The sequence below is a fragment of the Microbacterium schleiferi genome, from assembly GCF_015565955.1.
GTDB classification, from domain to species: domain Bacteria; phylum Actinomycetota; class Actinomycetes; order Actinomycetales; family Microbacteriaceae; genus Microbacterium; species Microbacterium schleiferi_A.
Genome location: NZ_CP064760.1, coordinates 2,097,669 through 2,117,272, shown reverse-complemented (window position 1 = coordinate 2,117,272; position 19,604 = coordinate 2,097,669). Strand labels below are relative to the sequence as shown.

21 protein-coding genes and 1 tRNA gene are annotated in these 19,604 nt (G+C 67.8%); 17 read left to right on the top strand and 5 right to left on the bottom strand.

The annotated features are described in order from the left end of the window. Positions 1-49: 49 nt before the first annotated feature. Entirely contained in the window at positions 50-964 is a 915-nt protein-coding gene (locus tag IT882_RS10235; protein WP_195691775.1) for a cation diffusion facilitator family transporter, read from the top strand. A gap of 121 nt (positions 965-1,085) precedes the next feature. Here IT882_RS10235 and IT882_RS10230 read toward each other — a convergent pair whose 3' ends face one another. Then, the gene (locus IT882_RS10230; RefSeq protein ID WP_195691774.1) at positions 1,086-3,512 is read right to left on the bottom strand and encodes an ATP-dependent DNA ligase; all 2,427 of its coding nucleotides are present in this window, start codon (positions 3,510-3,512) and stop codon (positions 1,086-1,088) included. 76 nt (positions 3,513-3,588) lie between these two features. On the opposite strand from IT882_RS10230, the gene IT882_RS10225 reads away from it, so the two are divergent. Then, complete coding sequence (locus tag IT882_RS10225; protein WP_195691773.1) at positions 3,589-4,413, top strand: Ku protein; 825 nt, start codon at positions 3,589-3,591, stop codon at positions 4,411-4,413. Positions 4,414-4,470: 57 nt separating this feature from the next. On the opposite strand, the gene IT882_RS10220 is transcribed toward IT882_RS10225, so the two are convergent. The 3 genes from IT882_RS10220 to IT882_RS10210 all read right to left on the bottom strand — a co-directional run bounded on the left by IT882_RS10220 (position 4,471) and on the right by IT882_RS10210 (position 6,589). Then, positions 4,471-5,688 (bottom strand): hypothetical protein, encoded by a 1,218-nt coding sequence (locus IT882_RS10220; RefSeq protein ID WP_195691772.1) that lies wholly within the window; start codon positions 5,686-5,688, stop codon positions 4,471-4,473. 20 nt (positions 5,689-5,708) lie between these two features. Continuing rightward, positions 5,709-6,458 (bottom strand): DedA family protein, encoded by a 750-nt coding sequence (locus IT882_RS10215; protein WP_195694284.1) that lies wholly within the window; start codon positions 6,456-6,458, stop codon positions 5,709-5,711. A gap of 49 nt (positions 6,459-6,507) precedes the next feature. After that, a tRNA-Leu gene (locus IT882_RS10210) sits at positions 6,508-6,589 on the bottom strand. Between the two features lie 119 nt (positions 6,590-6,708). Between IT882_RS10210 and IT882_RS10205 the strand changes: the two genes are divergently transcribed. The 4 genes from IT882_RS10205 to IT882_RS10190 all read left to right on the top strand — a co-directional run bounded on the left by IT882_RS10205 (position 6,709) and on the right by IT882_RS10190 (position 10,897). Further along, positions 6,709-7,104 carry a nuclear transport factor 2 family protein gene (locus IT882_RS10205; protein ID WP_195691771.1) on the top strand — a complete coding sequence of 132 codons (396 nt, stop codon included), beginning with the start codon at positions 6,709-6,711 and terminating at the stop codon, positions 7,102-7,104. A 173-nt stretch (positions 7,105-7,277) separates the two neighbouring features. Continuing rightward, positions 7,278-8,330 carry a sugar ABC transporter substrate-binding protein gene (locus tag IT882_RS10200; protein WP_195691770.1) on the top strand — a complete coding sequence of 351 codons (1,053 nt, stop codon included), beginning with the start codon at positions 7,278-7,280 and terminating at the stop codon, positions 8,328-8,330. A gap of 3 nt (positions 8,331-8,333) precedes the next feature. Then, on the top strand, positions 8,334-9,890 hold the full coding sequence (locus tag IT882_RS10195; protein WP_195691769.1) for a sugar ABC transporter ATP-binding protein: 1,557 nt from the start codon (positions 8,334-8,336) through the stop codon (positions 9,888-9,890). Next, the gene (locus IT882_RS10190; protein ID WP_195691768.1) at positions 9,887-10,897 is read left to right on the top strand and encodes an ABC transporter permease; all 1,011 of its coding nucleotides are present in this window, start codon (positions 9,887-9,889) and stop codon (positions 10,895-10,897) included. Before IT882_RS10195 ends, IT882_RS10190 begins: the two co-directional genes overlap by 4 nt. Positions 10,898-10,921: 24 nt before the next feature. Here IT882_RS10190 and IT882_RS10185 read toward each other — a convergent pair whose 3' ends face one another. After that, positions 10,922-11,146, bottom strand: coding sequence for a PLDc N-terminal domain-containing protein (locus tag IT882_RS10185; RefSeq protein WP_195691767.1), 225 nt, complete (start codon positions 11,144-11,146; stop codon positions 10,922-10,924). A 257-nt stretch (positions 11,147-11,403) separates the two neighbouring features. Between IT882_RS10185 and IT882_RS10180 the strand changes: the two genes are divergently transcribed. The 11 genes from IT882_RS10180 to IT882_RS10130 all read left to right on the top strand — a co-directional run bounded on the left by IT882_RS10180 (position 11,404) and on the right by IT882_RS10130 (position 19,565). Continuing rightward, complete coding sequence (locus IT882_RS10180; RefSeq protein ID WP_195691766.1) at positions 11,404-13,254, top strand: heavy metal translocating P-type ATPase; 1,851 nt, start codon at positions 11,404-11,406, stop codon at positions 13,252-13,254. An 89-nt stretch (positions 13,255-13,343) separates the two neighbouring features. After that, a complete protein-coding gene (locus IT882_RS10175) occupies positions 13,344-14,519 on the top strand; it encodes a CpaF family protein (protein WP_195691765.1) in 1,176 nt (391 codons plus the stop codon). Further along, on the top strand, positions 14,516-15,376 hold the full coding sequence (locus tag IT882_RS10170; RefSeq protein WP_195691764.1) for a type II secretion system F family protein: 861 nt from the start codon (positions 14,516-14,518) through the stop codon (positions 15,374-15,376). Before IT882_RS10175 ends, IT882_RS10170 begins: the two co-directional genes overlap by 4 nt. After that, positions 15,373-16,245 (top strand): type II secretion system F family protein, encoded by an 873-nt coding sequence (locus tag IT882_RS10165; RefSeq protein WP_195691763.1) that lies wholly within the window; start codon positions 15,373-15,375, stop codon positions 16,243-16,245. The genes IT882_RS10170 and IT882_RS10165 overlap by 4 nt, the downstream gene beginning before the upstream one ends. Positions 16,246-16,280: 35 nt before the next feature. Beyond that, entirely contained in the window at positions 16,281-16,430 is a 150-nt protein-coding gene (locus IT882_RS10160; protein ID WP_195691762.1) for a hypothetical protein, read from the top strand. A gap of 50 nt (positions 16,431-16,480) precedes the next feature. Beyond that, positions 16,481-16,849 carry a hypothetical protein gene (locus tag IT882_RS10155; RefSeq protein WP_195691761.1) on the top strand — a complete coding sequence of 123 codons (369 nt, stop codon included), beginning with the start codon at positions 16,481-16,483 and terminating at the stop codon, positions 16,847-16,849. Between the two features lie 39 nt (positions 16,850-16,888). Beyond that, positions 16,889-17,068, top strand: coding sequence for a hypothetical protein (locus IT882_RS10150; RefSeq protein ID WP_195691760.1), 180 nt, complete (start codon positions 16,889-16,891; stop codon positions 17,066-17,068). Positions 17,069-17,079: 11 nt separating this feature from the next. Further along, complete coding sequence (locus tag IT882_RS10145; protein ID WP_229382055.1) at positions 17,080-17,478, top strand: TadE/TadG family type IV pilus assembly protein; 399 nt, start codon at positions 17,080-17,082, stop codon at positions 17,476-17,478. Positions 17,479-17,506: 28 nt separating this feature from the next. Beyond that, a complete protein-coding gene (locus tag IT882_RS10140; RefSeq protein ID WP_229382054.1) occupies positions 17,507-17,944 on the top strand; it encodes a TadE family protein in 438 nt (145 codons plus the stop codon). After that, positions 17,941-18,387, top strand: a complete 447-nt coding sequence (locus IT882_RS10135) for a pilus assembly protein TadG-related protein (protein WP_195691759.1) — start codon at positions 17,941-17,943, stop codon at positions 18,385-18,387. The genes IT882_RS10140 and IT882_RS10135 overlap by 4 nt, the downstream gene beginning before the upstream one ends. A 167-nt stretch (positions 18,388-18,554) precedes the next feature. Continuing rightward, positions 18,555-19,565, top strand: coding sequence for a linear amide C-N hydrolase (locus IT882_RS10130; RefSeq protein WP_195691758.1), 1,011 nt, complete (start codon positions 18,555-18,557; stop codon positions 19,563-19,565). The last annotated feature ends 39 nt before the right edge of the window (positions 19,566-19,604 follow it).

Sequence of the window (19,604 nt, the reverse complement as noted above, 5' to 3'; positions counted from 1 at the left end):
TGGGCGCTGAGCCCTCCTCCCGGGCCTTCCCGCCTCTACGCTGGGTGCCGTGCACGATCACGCTCCCGGCATCCGTGGCGCGAGCAACCGTCGGCTGCTCACGGTTTCGCTCACGATAACGTCCGTCGTTCTCGTTGTTCAGGTCATCGGCGCCTTCTTGAGCGGCTCGCTCGCCCTGCTCGCCGACTCCGTGCACATGCTGACGGATGCTGCAGCTCTCGTGATCGCGCTGATCGCGAGCATCGTCGCCGCGCGTCCCGCCACGGATCGGCAGACCTACGGCTACCAGCGCGCGGAAGTGTTCGGGGCGCTCATCAACGCGGTCCTGCTCATCGGTTTGTCGGTGTGGGTGGTCATCGAGGCGATTCAGCGCCTGCTCGATCCGGGCGAAGCCGAGGTGCGCGGCGGGATCATGCTCGTCGTTGCGATCCTGGGCCTGCTGGCCAACGCCGTCGCGATGTGGCTGCTTTCTGCAGCGCAGCGCACGAGCATCAATGTCCGCGGCGCGTATCTCGAGGTCCTCGGCGACCTGCTCGGATCGGCTCTGGTCATCGTCGCGGCGGTCGTGGTGCTGCTGACCGGATGGCAGGCGGCGGATGCCGTCGCGTCGCTGCTGATTGCCGCGCTCATCGTGCCGCGCGCGATCGGGCTTCTGCGCGAGGTCTTCCACGTCCTGTCGGAGTCGGTCCCGAAGGGCACCCACGTTGCCGAGATCCGCGAGCACATCCTCTCTGCCGACGACGTTGTTGCCGTGCACGACGTCCACGTGTGGCAGCTCACACGCGGGGCGCCGGTCTTCACGGCTCACGTGGTCGTCGACCCCGCGGCGATCGAGGCCGGGCGTGCGGGGGAGATCCTCTCGCGTCTGCAGACCTGCCTCGCCTCGCACTTCGACGTCGAGCACTCGACCTTCCAGCTCGAACCGGCCGGTCACGTCGATTCGGGCCACGCGACCCACGCCTAGGCGCGGCCCCGCGGGGCTCCGTCGCGTGCCGAACGCAGGAGCAGTTCGTGTTCTGCCGAGCCGGGATGGCGTGAGGGGGTGTTGATCCTGCAATCGGTCCGGTCGTGCGGTGCGAAACGGACTAGGGCGTGTCCTCGAGCACCACGTCGTCGGGGGAGCGATCGGGACGAAGCCCGCGCCAGCGGGCGTGCCGCAAGATACCGCCGGGCGTGAACTCCGCGAACTCGACCTCGCCGACCAGCTCCGGCCTCACCCAGATCGCGTCCCGAGCATCCGCCGCGGGGACTCCGACAAACGGCATCTCGTCAGTCCCGAGCGGGGCGAGGAGGCGGCCGAGCACGGTGAGGGAGGCATCCGTGAAGCCTGTTCCCACGCGGCCCGCATAGTGCAGGCCGTCCGGGCCCGGGATGCCGACCAGGAGCGATCCGATCGTGCCCGACCTCCCGCCTTGGCCGGGCCGGATGCCGCCGATCACGACATCCTGGGTGCGGGTGAGCTTGATCTTCACCCAGTCCGGCGAGCGCTCGCCCGGCCGGTAGCGCGACGCAGGGTTCTTGACGACGACGCCTTCGAGGTCGGCCTCGCGCGCCGCAGCGAGGGTCGCATCCAGGTCATCGAAGACCGGGGGCACGGCGATCCGATCGGCCGCGCCGTCGGCGAGGCGCTCCAGCAGGGCGCGGCGGTCGGCGAGCGGGAGAGCCGTCGCGTCCTGCCCATCGATCTCGAGCAGATCGAACAGGTAGTACCGCACTGGGGTGCGGCCGACTTCCCGGGTGATCTCGGTGGGCTTCGCGAGGTTCATCCGCTTCTGCAGCAGCGGGAAGCTCGGCCGGCCCCGTTCATCGAGAGCGACGATCTCGCCGTCGACGACGCACGGCGCCGTGCCGAGGGCGGCATCCTGCAGATCGGGGTACGTCGCTGTGAGGTCGTTTCCGCTGCGGGCCCGCAGGGTGAGTGCGGTGCCGTCCCAGCTTCCGACCGCGCGGATGCCGTCCCACTTCATCTCCACCCACGGCTCCCCGCCCCAGCGGGTGATCGCGCCCGCGGCCAGCCCCGGAGTCGCGGGCGTCGCGAGCATCGGGGCGAGGCTCCCATGATGGTCTGGGGTTTCGCGGGAGCGACGCACCGTGGGCGGGGCGGGGGTCGTGCCAGGCGCCGCGTCCTTCATCCGGTGCAGCAGCCACTGCGACTTCTCGCCGTCGCCCTCGGTGCGGATGAGGGCGAAGCGCGCGTCATCCATGGCACCGCCGGGAGTCCCGTGGGTGCGGACGATGATCTCGTCTGCTCGCCACTTCTCGGTCTCGTACGTCCCGGTGTCCCACACCGTCATGGTGCCCGCGCCGTACTGACCCTTCGGGATCGTGCCGTGAAAGGTGAGGTACTCGAGGGGGTGGTCCTCGGTCATCACCGCCAGGTTGTTGCGATCGGGTGTTTCAGGGATGCCGCGGGGGACCGCCCAGCTCACCAGCACGCCGTCGCGCTCGAGCCGCAGGTCGAAGTGCAGGCGCGACGCATGGTGCTCCTGCACGACGAACCGCGGGGCGGCCTCGTCGGCGCGCGCCTCGGGCGGCGCGCCGCGCTCCGGCACCGGTTCGGGGGTGCGCGCCGCATCCCGCTTCTCGCGGTACCGGTCCAGCGGTGCGGAGCCGGCATCGGGCGTCGGTCCGGTCTGGCCGAGGAAGCGGGCGATGTCTGCTGCGGCGCGCTCAAGCACCTCGGTGAACAGCAGCTGGCGGAGGTCCGGCTCGGCGAGTTCCTCCCACGTCCGTGGTGCTGCGACCGTGGGATGCTCCCGGCCGCGCAGTGAGTACGGGCTGATCGTCGTCTTCTTGCCGTTGTTCTGGCTCCAGTCCAGAAACACCTTGCCCGGCCGAGCCGCCTTCGACATCGAACTGACGACGAGGTCCGGATGATCGGTTTCGAGCGCGCGGGCGAGTTCTCGTGCAAGGTTCGAGGCACCACCGCTGGTGAGTGTGCCCGGCAGCGGCGCATAGAGGTGGATGCCCTTGCTGCCGCTTGTCACCGGCACAGCTTCCAGCGACATCCCGAGCAGGATGTCGCGCACGAGCCGGGCGACCTCGGCGCACTCAGCGAGGCCGACCTCGGGTCCCGGGTCGAGGTCGAGTACTAGCCGATCCGGGTTCGCGGGAGTTCCGTCCCCAGAAAAGCGCCATTGGGGAACGTGCAGTTCCAGGCTTGCGACCTGGCCGAGCCAGACGAGAGCCGCCTGTGAGTCGATGAGCGGGTACGTCTTCGTTCCCGACGAGTGCTCGATCGGCATCCGGGCCAGCCACTCGGGTGCGCCGCGCTCGAGGTCTTTCGTGAAGAACGACATTCCCGGATGCTCCGCGTCGCCCACACCGTCAGGCCACCGCTTACGCGTGACGGGGCGCCCGGCAAGCGCAGGCAGGATCGCGGGGGCGATACGGCTGTAGTAGTCGATGACCTCGCCCTTGGTCGTGCCGGTGCTCGGATACAGCACCTTGTCGAGGTTTGTGAGGCGCAGCCGGTGCCCCTGAACCTGCACAGTCTGCTCCCGGCCCGCCATGGCCCCAGGCTAGACCGCAGCGCCCTCGTGAGCCCGGATGCTGGCTCTTGAGGCTGCAAGCGTGTGTACTGGACTGATGAGGTCCATCTGGAAGGGCGCGTTGACGTTCGGACTCGTCAATGTTCCGGTCAAGGTCTATGCCGCGACCGAAGACCATGACGTGTCGCTGCATCAGGTGCACGCCGCTGATGGTGGCCGTATTCGGTATCAGCGCGTGTGCGAACTCGACGGTGAGGTCGTGCCGTACAGCGAGATCGACCGGGCCTACGACGACGGCGAGAAGACCGTCATCCTCACCAAGGAGGACTTCGCGGCGATGCCGTCTGAGCGCAGCCGCGAGATCGAGGTCGTCGAGTTCGTGCCGAGCGACCAGGTCGACGTGCTGACCCTCGACAAGGCGTACTACCTTGAGCCGGACTCCACGTCTCCGAAGGCGTACGTCCTGCTGCGCAAGACCCTCGAGCAGACCGACCGCACCGCGATCGTGCGCTTCTCGCTGCGCCAGAAGACGCGGCTGGCGGCCCTCCGCGTGCGCGGTGACGTCCTGGTCCTGCAGACGCTGCTCTGGGCCGACGAGGTCCGCGAGGCGGCGTTCCCGTCCCTGTCGGAGTCGGTCAAGATCTCCGACAAGGAACTCGAGTTGTCGGCATCCCTCGTCGAAAGCTTCTCGAGCGACTTCACCCCCGCCGACTTCGTCGACGAGTACCAGCAGGAGCTGCGAACCCTTATTGAAGCGAAGCTCGAGAAGGGCGACGCGCTCGACACCTCCGAGACCTTCGGCGAGCAGTCCGAAGACCAGGGCGGCGAGGTCATCGATCTCATGGAGGCCCTGCGCGCGAGCGTCGAACGCTCACGCGCGGCCCGTGAGGGTGGGGCAGGGGCGCAGAAGAAGTCCGGCTGAGCAGAGGTCGCGTCCGCCCCGTTCGTTGAGCGAGCGTAGCGAGACGAAACGCCTCGATCAGGACGAACCGGGAAAGGCCGCGGCGAACAGGGCGTTCGCGTCAGCCGTGAGCGCTTCCGTCTGTGCACGAAGGGCGGATGCCGCAGCTTCCTGCTCGGTGATCGCCGGCTCGCGCGCGGCGAGGTCGGCTGCCAATCCGTCCAGTTCGTCGGCACGGAAACGGAGATACTCCTCCCACGAGGACTGCCGGCGCTCGCCGGTGAACGTGGTGAAGGTCACGACATACGATCCCCGCTCGGCTTCCGGTGTGGCATCAAACTGCGCGTGATCGCTCTCGTATCGCGCGAGAGCCTGGTCATACCAGCTCTGGTCGGCGCTCCATTGCGCCCGTGCCTGACCCGCGGCAGCTTCGGCATCCGCGACCTGCGACCACGCCGCATCGACGTCGGCCCGCACGCTGTCGAGAAGGGCGATGGACGCACTGTGCACCCCGACCAAGGCGGTGCGATCGGCGAACGTTTCGGCGTACAAGGACTCGAGTTCGGGGGAGAAGCCGCCATCGAGCTGCACCTGCGAGCCGAGATACGCGAACTGCTCGTTGCCTCGGCGTGACTCGTCGTCGCCGACCGAGGCGTCGATCTGCGCGAGCACCGGATCGCCCGCGGGGATTCTCGCGACCTCCGCGGCGACGAGCGTGTCGACCTCGCGCTGCTGCTCGGGGGACATGCGTCCGTAGACGGCGTGCAGCAACTCGTGTGCCGCGAAGGTCACGGTGAACCCTGCGAGGCGCTCGTCGGCGGGTTCGAAGAGAAACATCCGGTCGGTACGCGGTCGATAGCAGCCGAGCGTCACGGCATCGCCGCCCTCCTCGGCATCCGGTGACGGCGCAGGTTCGCCGCCATGGGCGCCTGCGCACAGTGTCAGGATCTCGTCGCCGACGAGTTCGGGTTCGGTGCGGAAGAACACGTCCCGGCCGGATGCCGTGAGTGACATCCGATCGGCCAGGGCTGCGACCTCGGAGGACGGTTCGGGTACCGGCCCCCAGTCGCCCGAGAGGTCCAATGTCTGCGCAACCCAGCCCTGGGCGGGTAGGAGCCAACCACGCGCCGGCTCGGGCAGGTGCTGAGCGAACATGACGCTTGCGCCGAGCGCTGTTGCGACAACGAGCGCACCAAGGGTGATCCACCAGGCGGTTGCGCTGCGCGACCGCGGTGGGTTCGGCAGCGCTGAGGGCTGATCAGAGTCGGCCGGCTCCGGTTCTGGGAAGAGGGTCATCGGTACCGGCCCGCGGATCGCTACTGGCCGGCGTCGTCGGCGCGGTTCTCGAAGATCTCGGGCTCGAGCGCGAGGTCACGCGCTTCGTCGGCGTCGGTGTCGAGGTCTTCGCCCGCCGCCGCCTCCTTGCGTGACTTCCACTTCTCGCTGAAGTAGTGGTACGCGACCACCAGTGCGGTGCCACCGACGGCGACGAGCAGGATGATGTCGATGTACTCGGTGACGAGGTCACGAACCCACGGGATGTAGGCGATGAGGTAGCCGACCATCGTGAGACCGAAGCCCCACAGCAGCGCGCCGATGAGGTTGTAGAGGGTGTACCTGCGCCACGGCATGTGTCCGACGCCCGCAGCGACGGGAGCGAAGGTGCGCACGATGGGGACGAAGCGGGCGAGGATGACGGTGATCCCACCGAAACGCTCGAAGAACGCGTTGGTCCGCTCGACGTTGCGTTTGCTGAAGATCCCCGATTCCTTGCGCTCGAAGACCGCGGGTCCGCCCTTGTGTCCGATGTAGTAGCCCACCTCGCCGCCGATGAAGGCTGCCAGGGCGATCAGTGCGCAGACGACCCAGATGTTCACGCCGAACACATCGTTGGTGTGGGTGAGGAGCCCAGAAATGATGAGCAGGGTGTCGCCCGGGAACAGGAACCCGATCAATAGCCCGGTCTCGGCGAAGATGATGAGGCACACGACGAGGAGAGCCCAGGGGCCAGCCGCGGAGATGATCGTCTCGGGGTCGAGCCAGGGGATGAGAGCCAGTGGGTGCACGTGGGTTCCGTCGGTGTCGGCGGTCAAGGGCGCGGCGGGATGCCTCGCGTGCGGAAGGTGGGACTTGAACCCACACGCCCGAAGGCACAGGAACCTAAATCCTGCGTGTCTGCCAATTTCACCACTCCCGCGGGTGCGATCAGTCTACTGAGGCCGATGACGAGCTCGAGTACTTGCAATGGCCGTTCCCTCGCGACAGTGTGTGCAGTAGCACTGCACCAGCAGTGTCGCCCGTATGGAGGGAGTGATCGTGACGACGGAACAGGTTGAGAGGTGGCTGGAGGGCTATCGGGACGCGTGGGAGACGCGTAACCCGGATGCGGCTGCCGCGCTCTTCACGCAGGATGCGCTGTATCGCGAGCAGCCGTACGAAGAGCCGTACCGCGGACGAGACGGCGTGCACGCGTACTGGTCGCGGGTGACGGCGACGCAATCAGACATTCGCTTCCGGTATGGGCGCGCCGTGGTCAGTGGATCCCATGCAGCCGTTGAATGGTGGGTCACGCTTCGCAACGACGGCGCGGAGGCGACGCTCGCGGGGGAGTTCTTCCTCGTGTTCGACGCGGACGGCCTCGTTCGTGAACTGCGCGAGTACTGGCACTTCAGCCCCGGACTGCTCGAGCCGCCCGCCGGCTGGGGGCAGTGAATCACCCTGCTGGCAACGGATTGGTCACGGTCGCTGAGCTCGCGATCTCCATGCTTGCGTTAAGTGCCACGACACGGCAGAGTGTACGCCAGCACTGAACACTGTCCAGGCCGGCTTTCGCGAGAAGGTCGCGATGGCAGTTCGTCCGCGCACCAGATTTCAAAGGAGAAGTCATGCCATTCAGCACAGCATCCCCACGGCGCAGGGGAGTTCTCGCCGGGGCGGGGATTGCCGTTGCCGCCCTCGCCTTGGCGGCCTGTTCGTCGGGGACCACCGACACGTCCGGCTCCGGCGAGTCGTCGGCGCCCACTGACGAGACCTTGCAGATCGCGTACATCTCGTTCGCCGTCGCCAACACCTACGACGAGCCGATGTTGGCAGCCGCAGAGGAGGTCGCCGCCGCCAACAACGCCGAGATCACCGTGTTCGACGGAAACCTCGACCCCGCGACGCAGGCAACGCTGATCGAAGATGTCATCGCCTCCGGCGACTACGACGGCATGATCGTCCAGCCGATCTACGGGCCGGCGATCATGGACGTGGTGGCCGAGGCCATGGATGCCGGTCTCACGGTGGTCAACATCGACCAGATCCTCGGTGAGGACTTCACCTCCGGTGCCACGCAGTTGCCGGGCTTGGCATCGAACATCGTCTTCGTTCCGACCATCCTCGGTCAGAAGCTCGGCGAGCAGACCGTCGAGGCGTGCGCCTCGATGAACCTCGACCCGTGCAACGTCGCCTATTTGCACGACCTGAAGACCTCGAGCGTGAGCATCGCCCTGTGGGATGCCTTCAGCGAGGCGACGGCGGGAACACCCGTCACGGTCGTTGCCGAGGGAGAGACGTTCTGGAACCCGGCAGCGGCACAGACCGCGGTCGCCGACATCCTGACGGCCAACCCGGACATCGATGCGATCGTCACCTCGGACCAGGGGTTGCAGGGTGCCGTTCTGGCGATCGGAGACTCGGGAGCTGCAGTCGGTGACTACCTGCTGGTCGGCTACGGCGGCTCGCAATGGGCGCTCGACGCGATTTCGGACGGCATGGTGTACTCCGACGTGATCATGGCTCCCGCGACAACGGGTCGCCTCGGGATGGAAGCGATGATCGCGGCCCTCCGAGACGGCACAGACATGGGAGATGTCGATCCCTTCGCCGACTTCCCCAACAACGGGGTCATGACGCCCGACACCGTCACCCAGTTCACTGGCGAGTGGCCTGGTTGATCCATGCCGCACCAACCGGCTGACGCCGGCGTCCCGCAGCTCACCGTCGAGCTGCGGGACGTCGGCAAGTCCTTCGGCGGACTGCCCGTCCTCCGCCACATCGACCTCACGATCCGTCCCGGGACCGTACACGCCCTGGTCGGCGAGAACGGTGCGGGCAAGTCCACGCTCGCCAAGATCATCGCGGGTCTGTACAGCGCGGATGACGGCGAGGTTCTGGTCAACGGCGAAGGCGTGCACTTCGGATCGCCACGGGAGGCATTGGACCGCGGGATCGCGACGATCGCCCAGGAACTCGCTCTCGTGCCGGCCCTGTCGGTGGCCGAGAACGTCTTCCTCGGGCGCGAGCCGCAGCGCGTCGGATTCATCGGGCGCAAGCGCCTGGCCGCCGAGTACCGAGCGTTGAGCGAACGCACCGGATTCGGGCTGCCCCCGGACGTGCCCGTCGGTGCGTTGCGCACCGCCGACCAGCAGAAGGTCGAGATCCTGCGTGCCCTGGCTCGGGGCGCGTCGGTGATCATCATGGATGAGCCCACGGCTGCCCTCTCGGGCGCTGACGCCGACCTCCTGCACACCGTGGTGAGGCAGTTGGCGGCATCCGGTCACACGGTTGTACTCATCTCGCACTTCCTCGGCGAGGTACTCGATCTGGCCGACGAGATCACGGTTCTTCGCGACGGTCGCCTGATTCGCACGGCGCCTGCGGCGGACGAAACCGAGGCAAGCCTCATCGAGGCGATGCTCGGCCGGACCCTGGGCGCGGTGTTCCCCGAACAGTCACCGGCGCCGACCGATATCGAACCGGTGCTGACTGTCTCTGACCTGGTCGCGCCGGGAGTGCGCGGGGTCTCGTTCTCGGTGCGGCCCGGCGAGATCGTGGGCCTGGCGGGCCTTGTCGGTGCCGGGCGCAGCGAGATCGTGCACGCGATCTTCGGTGCCGCGGGGCGCCACGGCGGCACGGTCGAGATCCTCGAGCCCGGCGCCGGACAGACCGGGAAAGGCGCGGCGGTGGGGCAGTCGGTGCCCGCTGCCCTGCAGGCCGGCCTGTTCCTCATCCCCGAGTCCCGTAAAGAGCAGGGGCTCGTGCTCGGCCGACCGATTCGAGAGAACGTCACCCTGTCGAACCTTGCCGCGTTTGCGCGCGGTGGCTGGGTACGCACGCGCGCCGAGAGACAGGATGCCCGGGCGATGCTCGACCAGGTCACCGTCGCCGGTGATGACCGCCGCAACGTCTCGAGCCTGTCGGGTGGCAATCAGCAGAAGGTGCTGTTTGCCCGAGCGCTGCAGCGCCCCCGGAAGGTCCTGATCGCCGACGAGCCCACACGGGGCGTGGATGTCGGCTCGCGCCGCGCGATCTACGACCTCATCGTCGCGGAGGCCGCACGCGGCATCGGCGTGATCGTCGTGTCGTCGGATGTCGAAGAAGTGCTCGGGCTCGCACACCGCATCCTCGTCATCCGCAGCGGTCGGATCGTCGCCGAACTCACCGGCACGGACCGCACCGAACAAAACGTCCTCACCGCGGCTTTCGCGGATCCGATCACGAGTGGGAAACAATGACACTGACCACCGGCACCGTGCCCACCCAAGCCCAGCAAAGCGCCCTGTCGCGCATACCGTGGCGGTCGGTGGCGATCGTCGTTCCCTTCCTCGCGGTCTTCATCGCCCTCTCCATCGGCAGCCCCGCGTTCTTGTCGTTCCAGAACATCGGGAACGTCCTCGACCGTCAGTCCGGCATCCTGATCATTGCCGCAGCCAGCACGCTCGTGCTCATCGCCGGCGGCATCGATCTCTCGGTCGGAGCCACCTACATGTTCACCGCCGTGGTGTGCGGCACCGTGATCATCAAGGTGGGCGGAACCGAGGGAGCCGTGCTCGGCATCCTCGCGGGGGTGCTCTCGGGACTCGCGGTCGGCATCATCAACGGCGTGATCAGCACGTATCTGCGCATCAACCCCTTGATCGCAACCCTGGCGATGAGCTTCATCATCCTGGGTGCGACCAAGCTCGTCTCGCAGGCGGGCAAGGAGGGGATCGGACAGATCCGCGTCGATGTGCCGGAGTTCACCTGGATCGCCAAGACCGAGCCGCTCGGGATGTCGCTGCCGATCTGGATCGCCCTGGTCGTCGTCGTGGCCCTGGGCATTGTGCTGTGGCGCACGACGTTCGGCCGGTATGTCTATGCCGCGGGTGGCAATGCGGAGGCGGCGCGGCTGGCGGGCATCCGGGTCAACCTCGTGCGGATCGCCACCTTCGCCCTCACCGGTCTCGGTGCCGGCCTCGCCGGTGTGATCGATCTGGCTCGCACCCCGTCTGTTCCTGAGAACGACGCGATCGCGACGACGCTGACCTTCACCGTGCTGGCGGGCATCGTCGTCGGCGGCACGTCCATCCTCGGCGGGGAAGGGGCGGTGTGGCGGACGGTGCTGGGCATCCTGTTCATTGCGATGCTCTACAACGGCTTCACGCTGCTGAGGATCGATCCGCTGTTCCAGGGAATTGCGCTGGGAGCCATCATCCTGCTCGCTGTCGGCTTCGACGCCTGGTCGCGGCTGAAACGACGGTGATGGCTGTCGCCGGCGGCGCGGCGATCAGCGTTTCGGTGCGAAGAAGAAGTAGATGAGCGGCCCGATTCCGCCGAGCAGGATCACGAACGCCCACAGCGGCTTCTTGCCGTTGATCTTGTTGTCGGGGCGCAGATAGAGGTCCCAGAACGCCAGTCCCGCCCACGCAGCACGGATGACGCCCCCGACCAGTCCGCCGACGATTCCGGTGCCGGTCTTGCGTGCCACTTGGCTCGGTGTCTTGATCGTCATGCTGTCCATCCCCTCGTGCCCGCGCGCGTTCGTTCTCGTGCCATTGTGCAACGGCTGCGGTCTCGGCGACAGCGGTAGCGCGCCGGCCGGGGCCATCGCTATCCTCCGCGGGGTGCTCCTCGTTGGACGGCGCAGCGGAGGGACCAGTTGCCCTGGTGTGCAGCGGTGTGCCCTCCTAGGCTCGTGATGCCGACACGGATGCGGCGCGCAGCCAGCACGGCGATGGCGGGCGAACCCGTGGCGCGCAGGAGGTCCTCATGAGGTATCTGCGCTGGATCTGGGCGTATCCGCTGGTCACGGCTACCGCGCTGATCCTTCTCACCGTCGGGGTGCTGGAAGCGTCCGGGTTGCCCGACCCGGCGCGCTGGGTGGCGACGATCTGGGTCGCGGGCGTCATCGTTTGGACTCTCGTGGGCATGGTGCGCGACGTGCTGCGCGGTCACGTCGGGCTCGACGTGCTCGCGGTCACGGCGATGATCGCCACGCTTGCTGTCGGGGAGTACCTCGCGGCGCTCGTCATCGTGCTGATGCTCGCCGGCGGCGCCGCGCTCGAGGACATTGCCGGCAGACGTGCGCGCCGGGATCTTCGCGCGCTTCTGGATCGGTCACCACAGACGGCGCACGTGGTCACGGACGGGCAGCTCGGCGGCGGCGAGGTCATGACAGACGTTCCCGTCGACGAAGTGACCGTCGGTGACATCCTGCTCGTGCGTCCCGCCGAGATCGTGCCCGTGGATGCCGTGCTGCTGAGCGCAGACGCGGAGTTCGACGAATCGTCGCTGACGGGTGAGAGCCTTCCGGTGCAGCGTGGCGAAGGCGACGAGGTGCTCTCGGGGGCGATCAATGGATCGCGGGCCGTGCGGGTGCGAGCGGCGCGGCGGAGCGCCGACAGCCAATACCAGCAGATCGTCGCGCTCGTCCACGCTGCGGAAGACTCCCGGGCACCCGTCGTTCGCCTGGCCGACCGGTTCGCGGTGCCCTTCACGGCGGTCTCGCTCGTGCTGGCGGGCACGGCCTGGGCTCTCTCGGGCGACCCGGTGCGCTTTGCCGAAGTGCTGGTGCTGGCGACCCCGTGTCCGCTGCTGATCGCCGCACCCGTCGCGTTCCTGGCGGGACTGTCGCGGGCGGCCAAGGCGGGAGTGATCATCAAGAGCGGCGCGGTCATCGAGCAACTCGCTCGGGTGCGCTCCGCGGCGTTCGACAAGACCGGCACGCTGACCTGGGGACGCCCCGCTTTGGTCGACGTGCGGCCGGCGACGGGTTTCACCGCCGACGAGGTGCTGCAATTGGCGGCATCCGCCGAGCAGTACTCCACCCACGTGCTGGCAGACAGCGTGCGTCGCGCCGCCGTCGAGCGCGGGCTCAGTCTTCTGCCCGCCACGGATGCCTTCGAGGAAGCTACCAACGGCGTGAGCGCCTCGGTGCAGGGCCGCTCCATCACTGTCGGAAAGCCCGCCTATGTCGCAGCGCTGACGGGAACTGCCGCCCAGGAGCGTCTGGAGACGGGCCAGGCCGCGGCCTATGTCGCTGTCGATCGACGGTTTGCGGGAACGATCATCCTCGCCGACGACCCGAGACCCGACGCGGCGGGCGTCGTCTCCTGGCTGCGGGAGACGGGCGTGAGCCGGGTCGCGATGTTCACGGGTGACGTGAGCGCGACTGCGCAGTCGGTTGCCGCAGCGGTGGGGATTGATGAGGTGCACGCCGAGCTGCTGCCCGGCGACAAGGTCGAGTTGGCCGCGGGTCTGCAGCCCCGCCCGATGATGATGGTCGGCGACGGGGTCAACGACGCGCCGGTGCTCGCGGCATCCGATATCGGGGTCGCCATGGGCGCACGGGGGGCGACAGCTGCCGGGGACGCGGCGGATGTCGTCATCCTGTTGGATGCCCTCGCTCCGGTCGCCGACGCCGTCGCGATCGCCCGTCACACCCTTCGGGTCGCGCTGACCGCGATCGGTGTGGGTATCGGGCTGAGCATCGCCCTGATGCTGGTTGCCATGACGGGCGTGATCCCGGCTGTCGCAGGCGCCCTCACCCAGGAGCTCGTCGACGTCGCGACGATCCTCTACGCGCTGAGGGCGCTCGGCGCACCGCGCGCGGCTGTCTGACCCAGTCTCCCGCCCGCAGGCTGAGGGGACTGACGCCTCGCTGTGGATAACTCCCGCGGCGAGGCGCGCGGCCTTGTCAGGATGCACGGGTGACCCTTACCTCGTCCGCCGACCCGACCGTCTCGGTCGTCGCGCGGGTCCGTGAGTCGCTCCGGGCGGCGCAAATCGACCCGCAGCGCGACCCGGATCGGGCGAGCCAGATCGCGAGGTCTGAGGTGCGCCGGCACAACGACTTTGCGCTGGCGCGCGGCGAGCGAACCCTCGATGACGAGGCCCTTCACGTCCGTGACATCCTCGCCCAGCTCTCGGGATTCGGGCCGCTGCAGGCCTACCTCGACGATCCCGAGGTCGAGGAACTGTGGATCAACGCTCCCGACCGCATCTTCATCGCCCGAGCCGGGGTCGCATCACGGGTTCCACTCGCGCTGACCGATACCGCGGTGCGGGACCTCGTCGAACGGATGCTGCACGCGACGGGTCGCCGCGTCGATCTGAGTCAGCCGTTCGTGGATGCTTCGCTTCCCGACGGAAGTCGCTTACACGTCGTGATTCCCGACATCACGCGGCGGCACTGGGTCGTGAACATCCGCAAGTTCCTCCCGCGCTACCGGTCGCTCGACGATCTGGTCCGTGCGGGGAGTGTCGGGGCTGCTGAGGCCGATCTGCTCGCGATCGCGATGCGCGACGGCAGAAGCATCCTCGTGTCGGGCGCTACGCACGCCGGCAAGACGACGCTGCTCGGAGCGCTCATCGCCGCGTGCGCGCCGTCGCAGCGCATCGTCACCGTCGAGGAGACATTCGAGCTCGCTGTGGAAGCTGTCGATCTGGTCGCGTTGCAGGGGCGCCAGCCGAGCCTCGAAGGGGGAGGGGAGGTCACGCTGCGTCGCCTGGCGAAGGAGGCGCTGCGGATGCGACCAGATCGGCTTGTCATCGGAGAGGTCCGCGACGCAGAGGCCCTCGATCTCGTCCTGGCACTCAACACGGGGGTGCCCGGCGCCGCAACGATTCACGCGAACTCCGCGACCGACGCGCTCCGCAAGCTCTGCTCCCTGCCGTTGCTGGCCGGTCGCAATATCGACAGCAGTTTCGTGGTTCCGGCCGTTGCGGCATCCGTCGACCTCGTTGTGCACTGTCAGCGCGATGCGACAGGTAGACGGCGGATTGCCGAGATCGTTGAGCCGACGGGGGTCGAAGACGGCGTCATCCAGACCCGTCCGGCCATTCGGCGCGCATCGCAGCCCCTGACGAGGAGTCACGACCGATGACGCTGCTCGTCGGGGCGATGCTCGGCGCAGGGATGCTGCTTGTTCTCTCGCCGTGGCTGTGGCCTGCCCGGCGCGACACGTCATCGCCTGCGACGACCTCGGCGCTGACCCGACTGATCGGTGAGGCAGGGTTCGCCGAGCGCGCGACTGCACGCACCGTCGTGGTCTGCGCGGCCTTTGGTGGTGCGGTTGCCGCAGCGCTGGCGTGGCTGATTTTCCCCGTGCTGCCGCTGTGGAGTCTCGCTGGTCTCGTCGGGGCATACGCCCCGATTGCGTGGCTGCAGTCTCGGGCACGGCGGCGCGCGAAAGAGCGCCGTGGCCTCTGGCCCGACGTGTGCGACCTGCTGGTCTCGTCGGTTCGGGCCGGGATGTCGCTCGCGGATGCCGTCGCGAGTCTTGCCGTCTCGGGCCCGGAGCGCCTGCGACCCGACTTCGCCCGTTTCGCGCGGGATGTCGCGGCCTCCGGTCATCTGGATGCTGCACTCGCTGGGCTCAAGACCCGACTGGCCGATCCGATTGCCGACCGCATCGTCGAGACGCTGCGGATGGCGCGCGAGGTCGGCGGCACGGAACTGGTTCCAACGCTGCGCGCTCTGGGGTCGGCGGTGCGCGCCGACGCCACCTTGCGGGCCGAGGTCGAAGCACGCCAGTCGTGGATTCGCGCGGCCGCAGTTCTCGGCGCCGTCGCCCCGTGGGTGATCCTCGGGCTGCTGGCGCTTCGGCCGGAAGCTGCTGCCGCGTACGGCTCGCCGCAGGGGATCGCACTGATCCTGGGCGGAGCGGTTGTGACGGTGGTCGCGTTTCGCCTCATGCTCCGCGTGGGTAGGCTTCCCGAGCCGCGGAGGTGGTTTGCGTGAACCCCACCGACATCGCGCTCGCTGTCGTTCTCGGGGGAGGACTGGCCGGAGGCCTGCTCCTCGTGTTCTCCGCGTCGCCGCGCTGGCGCGCCCGTGGCCTGACTGCCCGCCTCGCCCCGTATCTGCGCGATGTCACTGACGGCGATCCCGCTCGCGCGTTCAGCGCAATCACGGTCCCCGTTCTGGGCGCTGCAGCCCCGGCCTGGGATGCCGCGGCCGAGGGGCTGGCACGTGTCCGGAGTTCCTGGCACCGTTCGCGCGCTGTCGTGTGGGCACTGCTGGGAGCCGGCGGGGGAGCAGCGCTGGCGACGGTCGTTGCTCTGACGCAGGGACCGCATCCGGCTCTCCTCGCCCTGCCGCTTGTCGCTGCTGCCGCCGCGGCGGTGGGAGAGCAGTCTCTGCGACGTTCCGGTGAGCGGGCACGGGAACGTCGCCTGCAGGAAGAGCTGCCGGTCGTCTTGGAGTTCCTTGCTCTCTGCTTGTCTGCGGGGGAGGGGCTGCTGGATGCGCTGCGGCGCGTGGGCAGCCGCGGAACCGGTGAGCTTGCCGCCGGCATCCGGGAGGTCGTCGTCGAGGTCGGCACCGGATCGGCGCTCACGGATGCCCTGCTCTCGTTCGCGCGTCGGGAAGACAGCCCCGCGCTCTCCCGCGCTATCGATCAACTCGTGGCGGCGGTGGAGCGGGGCACGCCACTCGCGGATGTGCTGCACGCCCACGCCGCTGACGCGCGGGCGGGTGAACAGCGGGAGCTCATCGAGCAGGCCGGGCGCAAGGAGATCGCAATGCTCGTGCCGCTCGTGTTCCTGATCCTGCCCGTGAGCGTGCTGTTCGCGATCTTCCCGGGCGTCGTGATGCTCGACCTCGGATAAGTGCCCACCACAAGAGAAGACCGAAACCGAAGGAGATGATGACGATGAGACGGATGCTGGACCGCCTGCGCGAAGCAATCGCGCCGCGCGAGGGGATCGATCTTGAGGATGCCGGCGTGGCCGCCGCTCTGCGGGAAGATCGCGGCGATGTTCCCGGATGGGTGCTCATTGCAATCCACATATGACGCCTGACCCACCTGTCCATCGATGGAATCGTGGCTGGCAAAATCTACCTGTGTATCCCGACGACGTGCAGTGGCTGGATGGGCGATGGCTCGCGCTCTCGGATGGCTCTCGCGACTCCGGCTACGTCCAGTTCAAGGTCGTCGTAAGCGGGCCGGGATTCACCTGGGAGCGAGGGCGCTTCCTTGGTCGTATCCGTCGGGTAGCTCCTGAACTGGTCGTTGAGGAGAAGCACTGGTCGCTCGACGACAGAGGAGTCCTGAGGCTGGATGCCGACGGCTGGGATGAGATCGACGACCTCGACTTGGCGGACCCGAGGCTCTCGGTGGAAGGCGTCGCGGTAGGCGCTTGGTCGGTTCGCTGGATGAGTGACGAAGAGGTAGCTGCCGTGTGCAAAAAATCGCCTCTGACCTGTGGATAACTTCAACTGACCATCGATTGGCCGGTGCAGGCTCGATGCATGATTGAAAGAGTCCGTTCCTACTTCCGAGAATTCGCCGACGACCAGGTCGGTGATGTACCTGGCTGGGTGTTGATCACGCTGATGACGGCTGGGCTGGTGGTGTTGATCTGGGCGCTCGCGGGGCCCGCGCTCTCGGGCCTGTTCGAACAGGCGATCGCGCGCGTGTCGGGCTTCTGAGGCTGCTCGTTGTGAGTGACCGTGGCGTCTGGGATGAGGATCGGGGCTCTGCTCCGGTCGAGTTCGTCATGGTCGCCGCCCTGCTCACGGCCCTCACCCTCGGCGTCATCCAGCTCGGCGTCGCAACCTACGTGCGAAACGTCGTGCACGACGCGGCGGTCGAAGGTGCCTATCACGGTGCTCTCGCCGACACCTCGACCGCGTCGGCGGCCGATCGTACGCGCGAGGTCATCACGCGCGCGATCGGGCCCGAGTACGGCGCTGATGTGGGAACACGCGTGATCGCGATCGACGGGCAATCGGTCGTTGAGGTCACAGTGCGGACCGGCATCCCGCTGGTCGGACTGTGGCCGAGCGGTCTGCAGACGGAGGTGACCGCGCATGCTCCGCTGGAGTCGTTCGATCGCTGACTGTACTCTGCGGACCCGTATTGCCCGAGTGATCCGCGAGGAGCGAGGCTCGGCGTCGCTGGAGTTCCTCACGGTCGGGCTTCTCATGCTCGTGCCCCTCATCTACGTCGTCGTCGCGCTCGGGCAGATACAACACCAGGCGCTCGGCGCCGAAGCCGCCGCGCGTCACGTCGCCCGAGCCATCTCGCTGTCGACGGATGCGGCATCCGCCCGGTCGAGCGCATCCGACGTGCTGTCCGCGGTGATGCGCGAGTACGACCTGGATGCGTCCACGACAGCGTTGTCGATCTCGTGTGTCCCCGCGTCGGGCTCATGCCCGACCGCGGGGGCAACCGTCCGGGTCTCCGTCGCGACGCGGGTCTCGTTGCCCCTCTCGCCGCCGGTACTGGGACTCGATCAGATCGCGACAGTCCCGGTCGAGGCAAGCGCGGTGCAGCGGGTGTCGAGGTTCTGGAGCGGGGGATGACGGCGCTACGGAGACGGCTTCGCCGGGCAACGGAGGTCGGGAGCGACGACGAGGGCAGCATCCTGCCGCTCGTTCTCGGGTACGCGATGCTCGCGATCGTGCTGATCCTCGTGACGGTGGATGCGACGAGCCTCTACCTCGCGCAGAAGCGGCTCGACAGTGTTGCCGATGCCGCCGCGCTCGCCGGCGCCGACGGATTCACCCTCACCATTACGGCCGGTGCGCCGCGCGCCGAACTGTCGTCGGGCGATGTGTACGCCCAGGCGAGCGCGCTGCTGGCGCAGTCGGATGCCGACGCGAACCTGGTCTCGGCATCCACCCCCGACGGAGTCTCTGCGCGCGTGACGGTTGCGGGGCAGTGGCACCCGCCGGTGTTCAGCCTCTTCGTGCCCGACGGTGTCGCGCTACAGGCCACCGCCACCAGCCGCAACGCCCTGCGGTGACGCCGAGAGGTATCACGGCGACGCCCGAGAGTGGCTTTCCCGCGGCGATATGCCGCCCCGGCAGGCTTCGCCCGATTCGGACGCCACTCGAGCACGGTGAGGTGGAGCACGAGCCGGACGACATCGCACCGGGGACGAACCGCAGCGACTCTGCTACGTTTCGACGCATGTGCACGAACTTCAAAATGAAGCAGGCCAAGGACGGTTCCGTGGTTGTGGGACGGAGCATGGAGTTCCCTGGCCTGATCGATTGGTCGCTGGCGGTGGTTCCGCCGGGGACGGAAGGGCGGGGCAGGACTCCCAAGGCCGGGCAGCGGTCGAAGACCTGGACCACGACGCACGGAATCGTCGGGATTTGCGCGTTGGGCGACCCGCTTCTGGTCAACGACGGCATCAACACCGCGGGACTGTCCGCGCACGGCCTGTATATGCCCAATGGGTTCTGCACATACGCCGAGTTCGCTGGTGACGGCAACGACCTGTCGGAGGAGGATCTCATCACGTTCCTCCTGGGCACGTGCGCAACCCTTGATGAGGTCAAGGAGGCAGTCCAGTCGATCAGCGTGTGGGGGTGGGATCCCGGGGTGGGTTTCGTGCCTCCTCTGCACATTCTGATGCACAGCGAGGAGGGTTCGCTGGCGATTGAGTTTCACCCGGACGGCATCCATGTCGTCGACAACCCGACAGGGGTGGGCACGAACGCGCCGTACCTCGATTGGCACCTGACGAACCTGAACAACTACGTGGGGCTGAGCCCCGACGTGGCACCCGGTGAGGATGTTCTCGGCGTGCGCCTCTCGCAGTTTGGTCAGGGCGGCGGACTCATGGGCCTGCCGGGGGACTACACCGGGCCGTCGCGCTTCGTTCGGGCTGCGGCATTCGTTGCGCTCTCCGAGCAGCCCGTGGACTCCCAGGGCGCGGAGCTGCAGACCATGCACGTGCTCAATGCCTTCGACATCCCCGCGGGCATCATCGAAGAGAGCCTGCCGGACGGGAGGCGGGTTCCGGAGATCACCGATTGGGTAGCCATCAGCAACCTCTCCGACAAGCGGTACATCTACCGCACGCCGAGTGACCCCCGTCTCTACTCGATCGACGTCGCGACGGTTGATTACTCGCAGGGCCTGCGACACGTCCCCTTCACGACAGCGTCGCCGTACGTGGAGATGACGGTCTAGCAGGCATCGGGAGGCGCGCCGGGCGACGACTACCAGCGT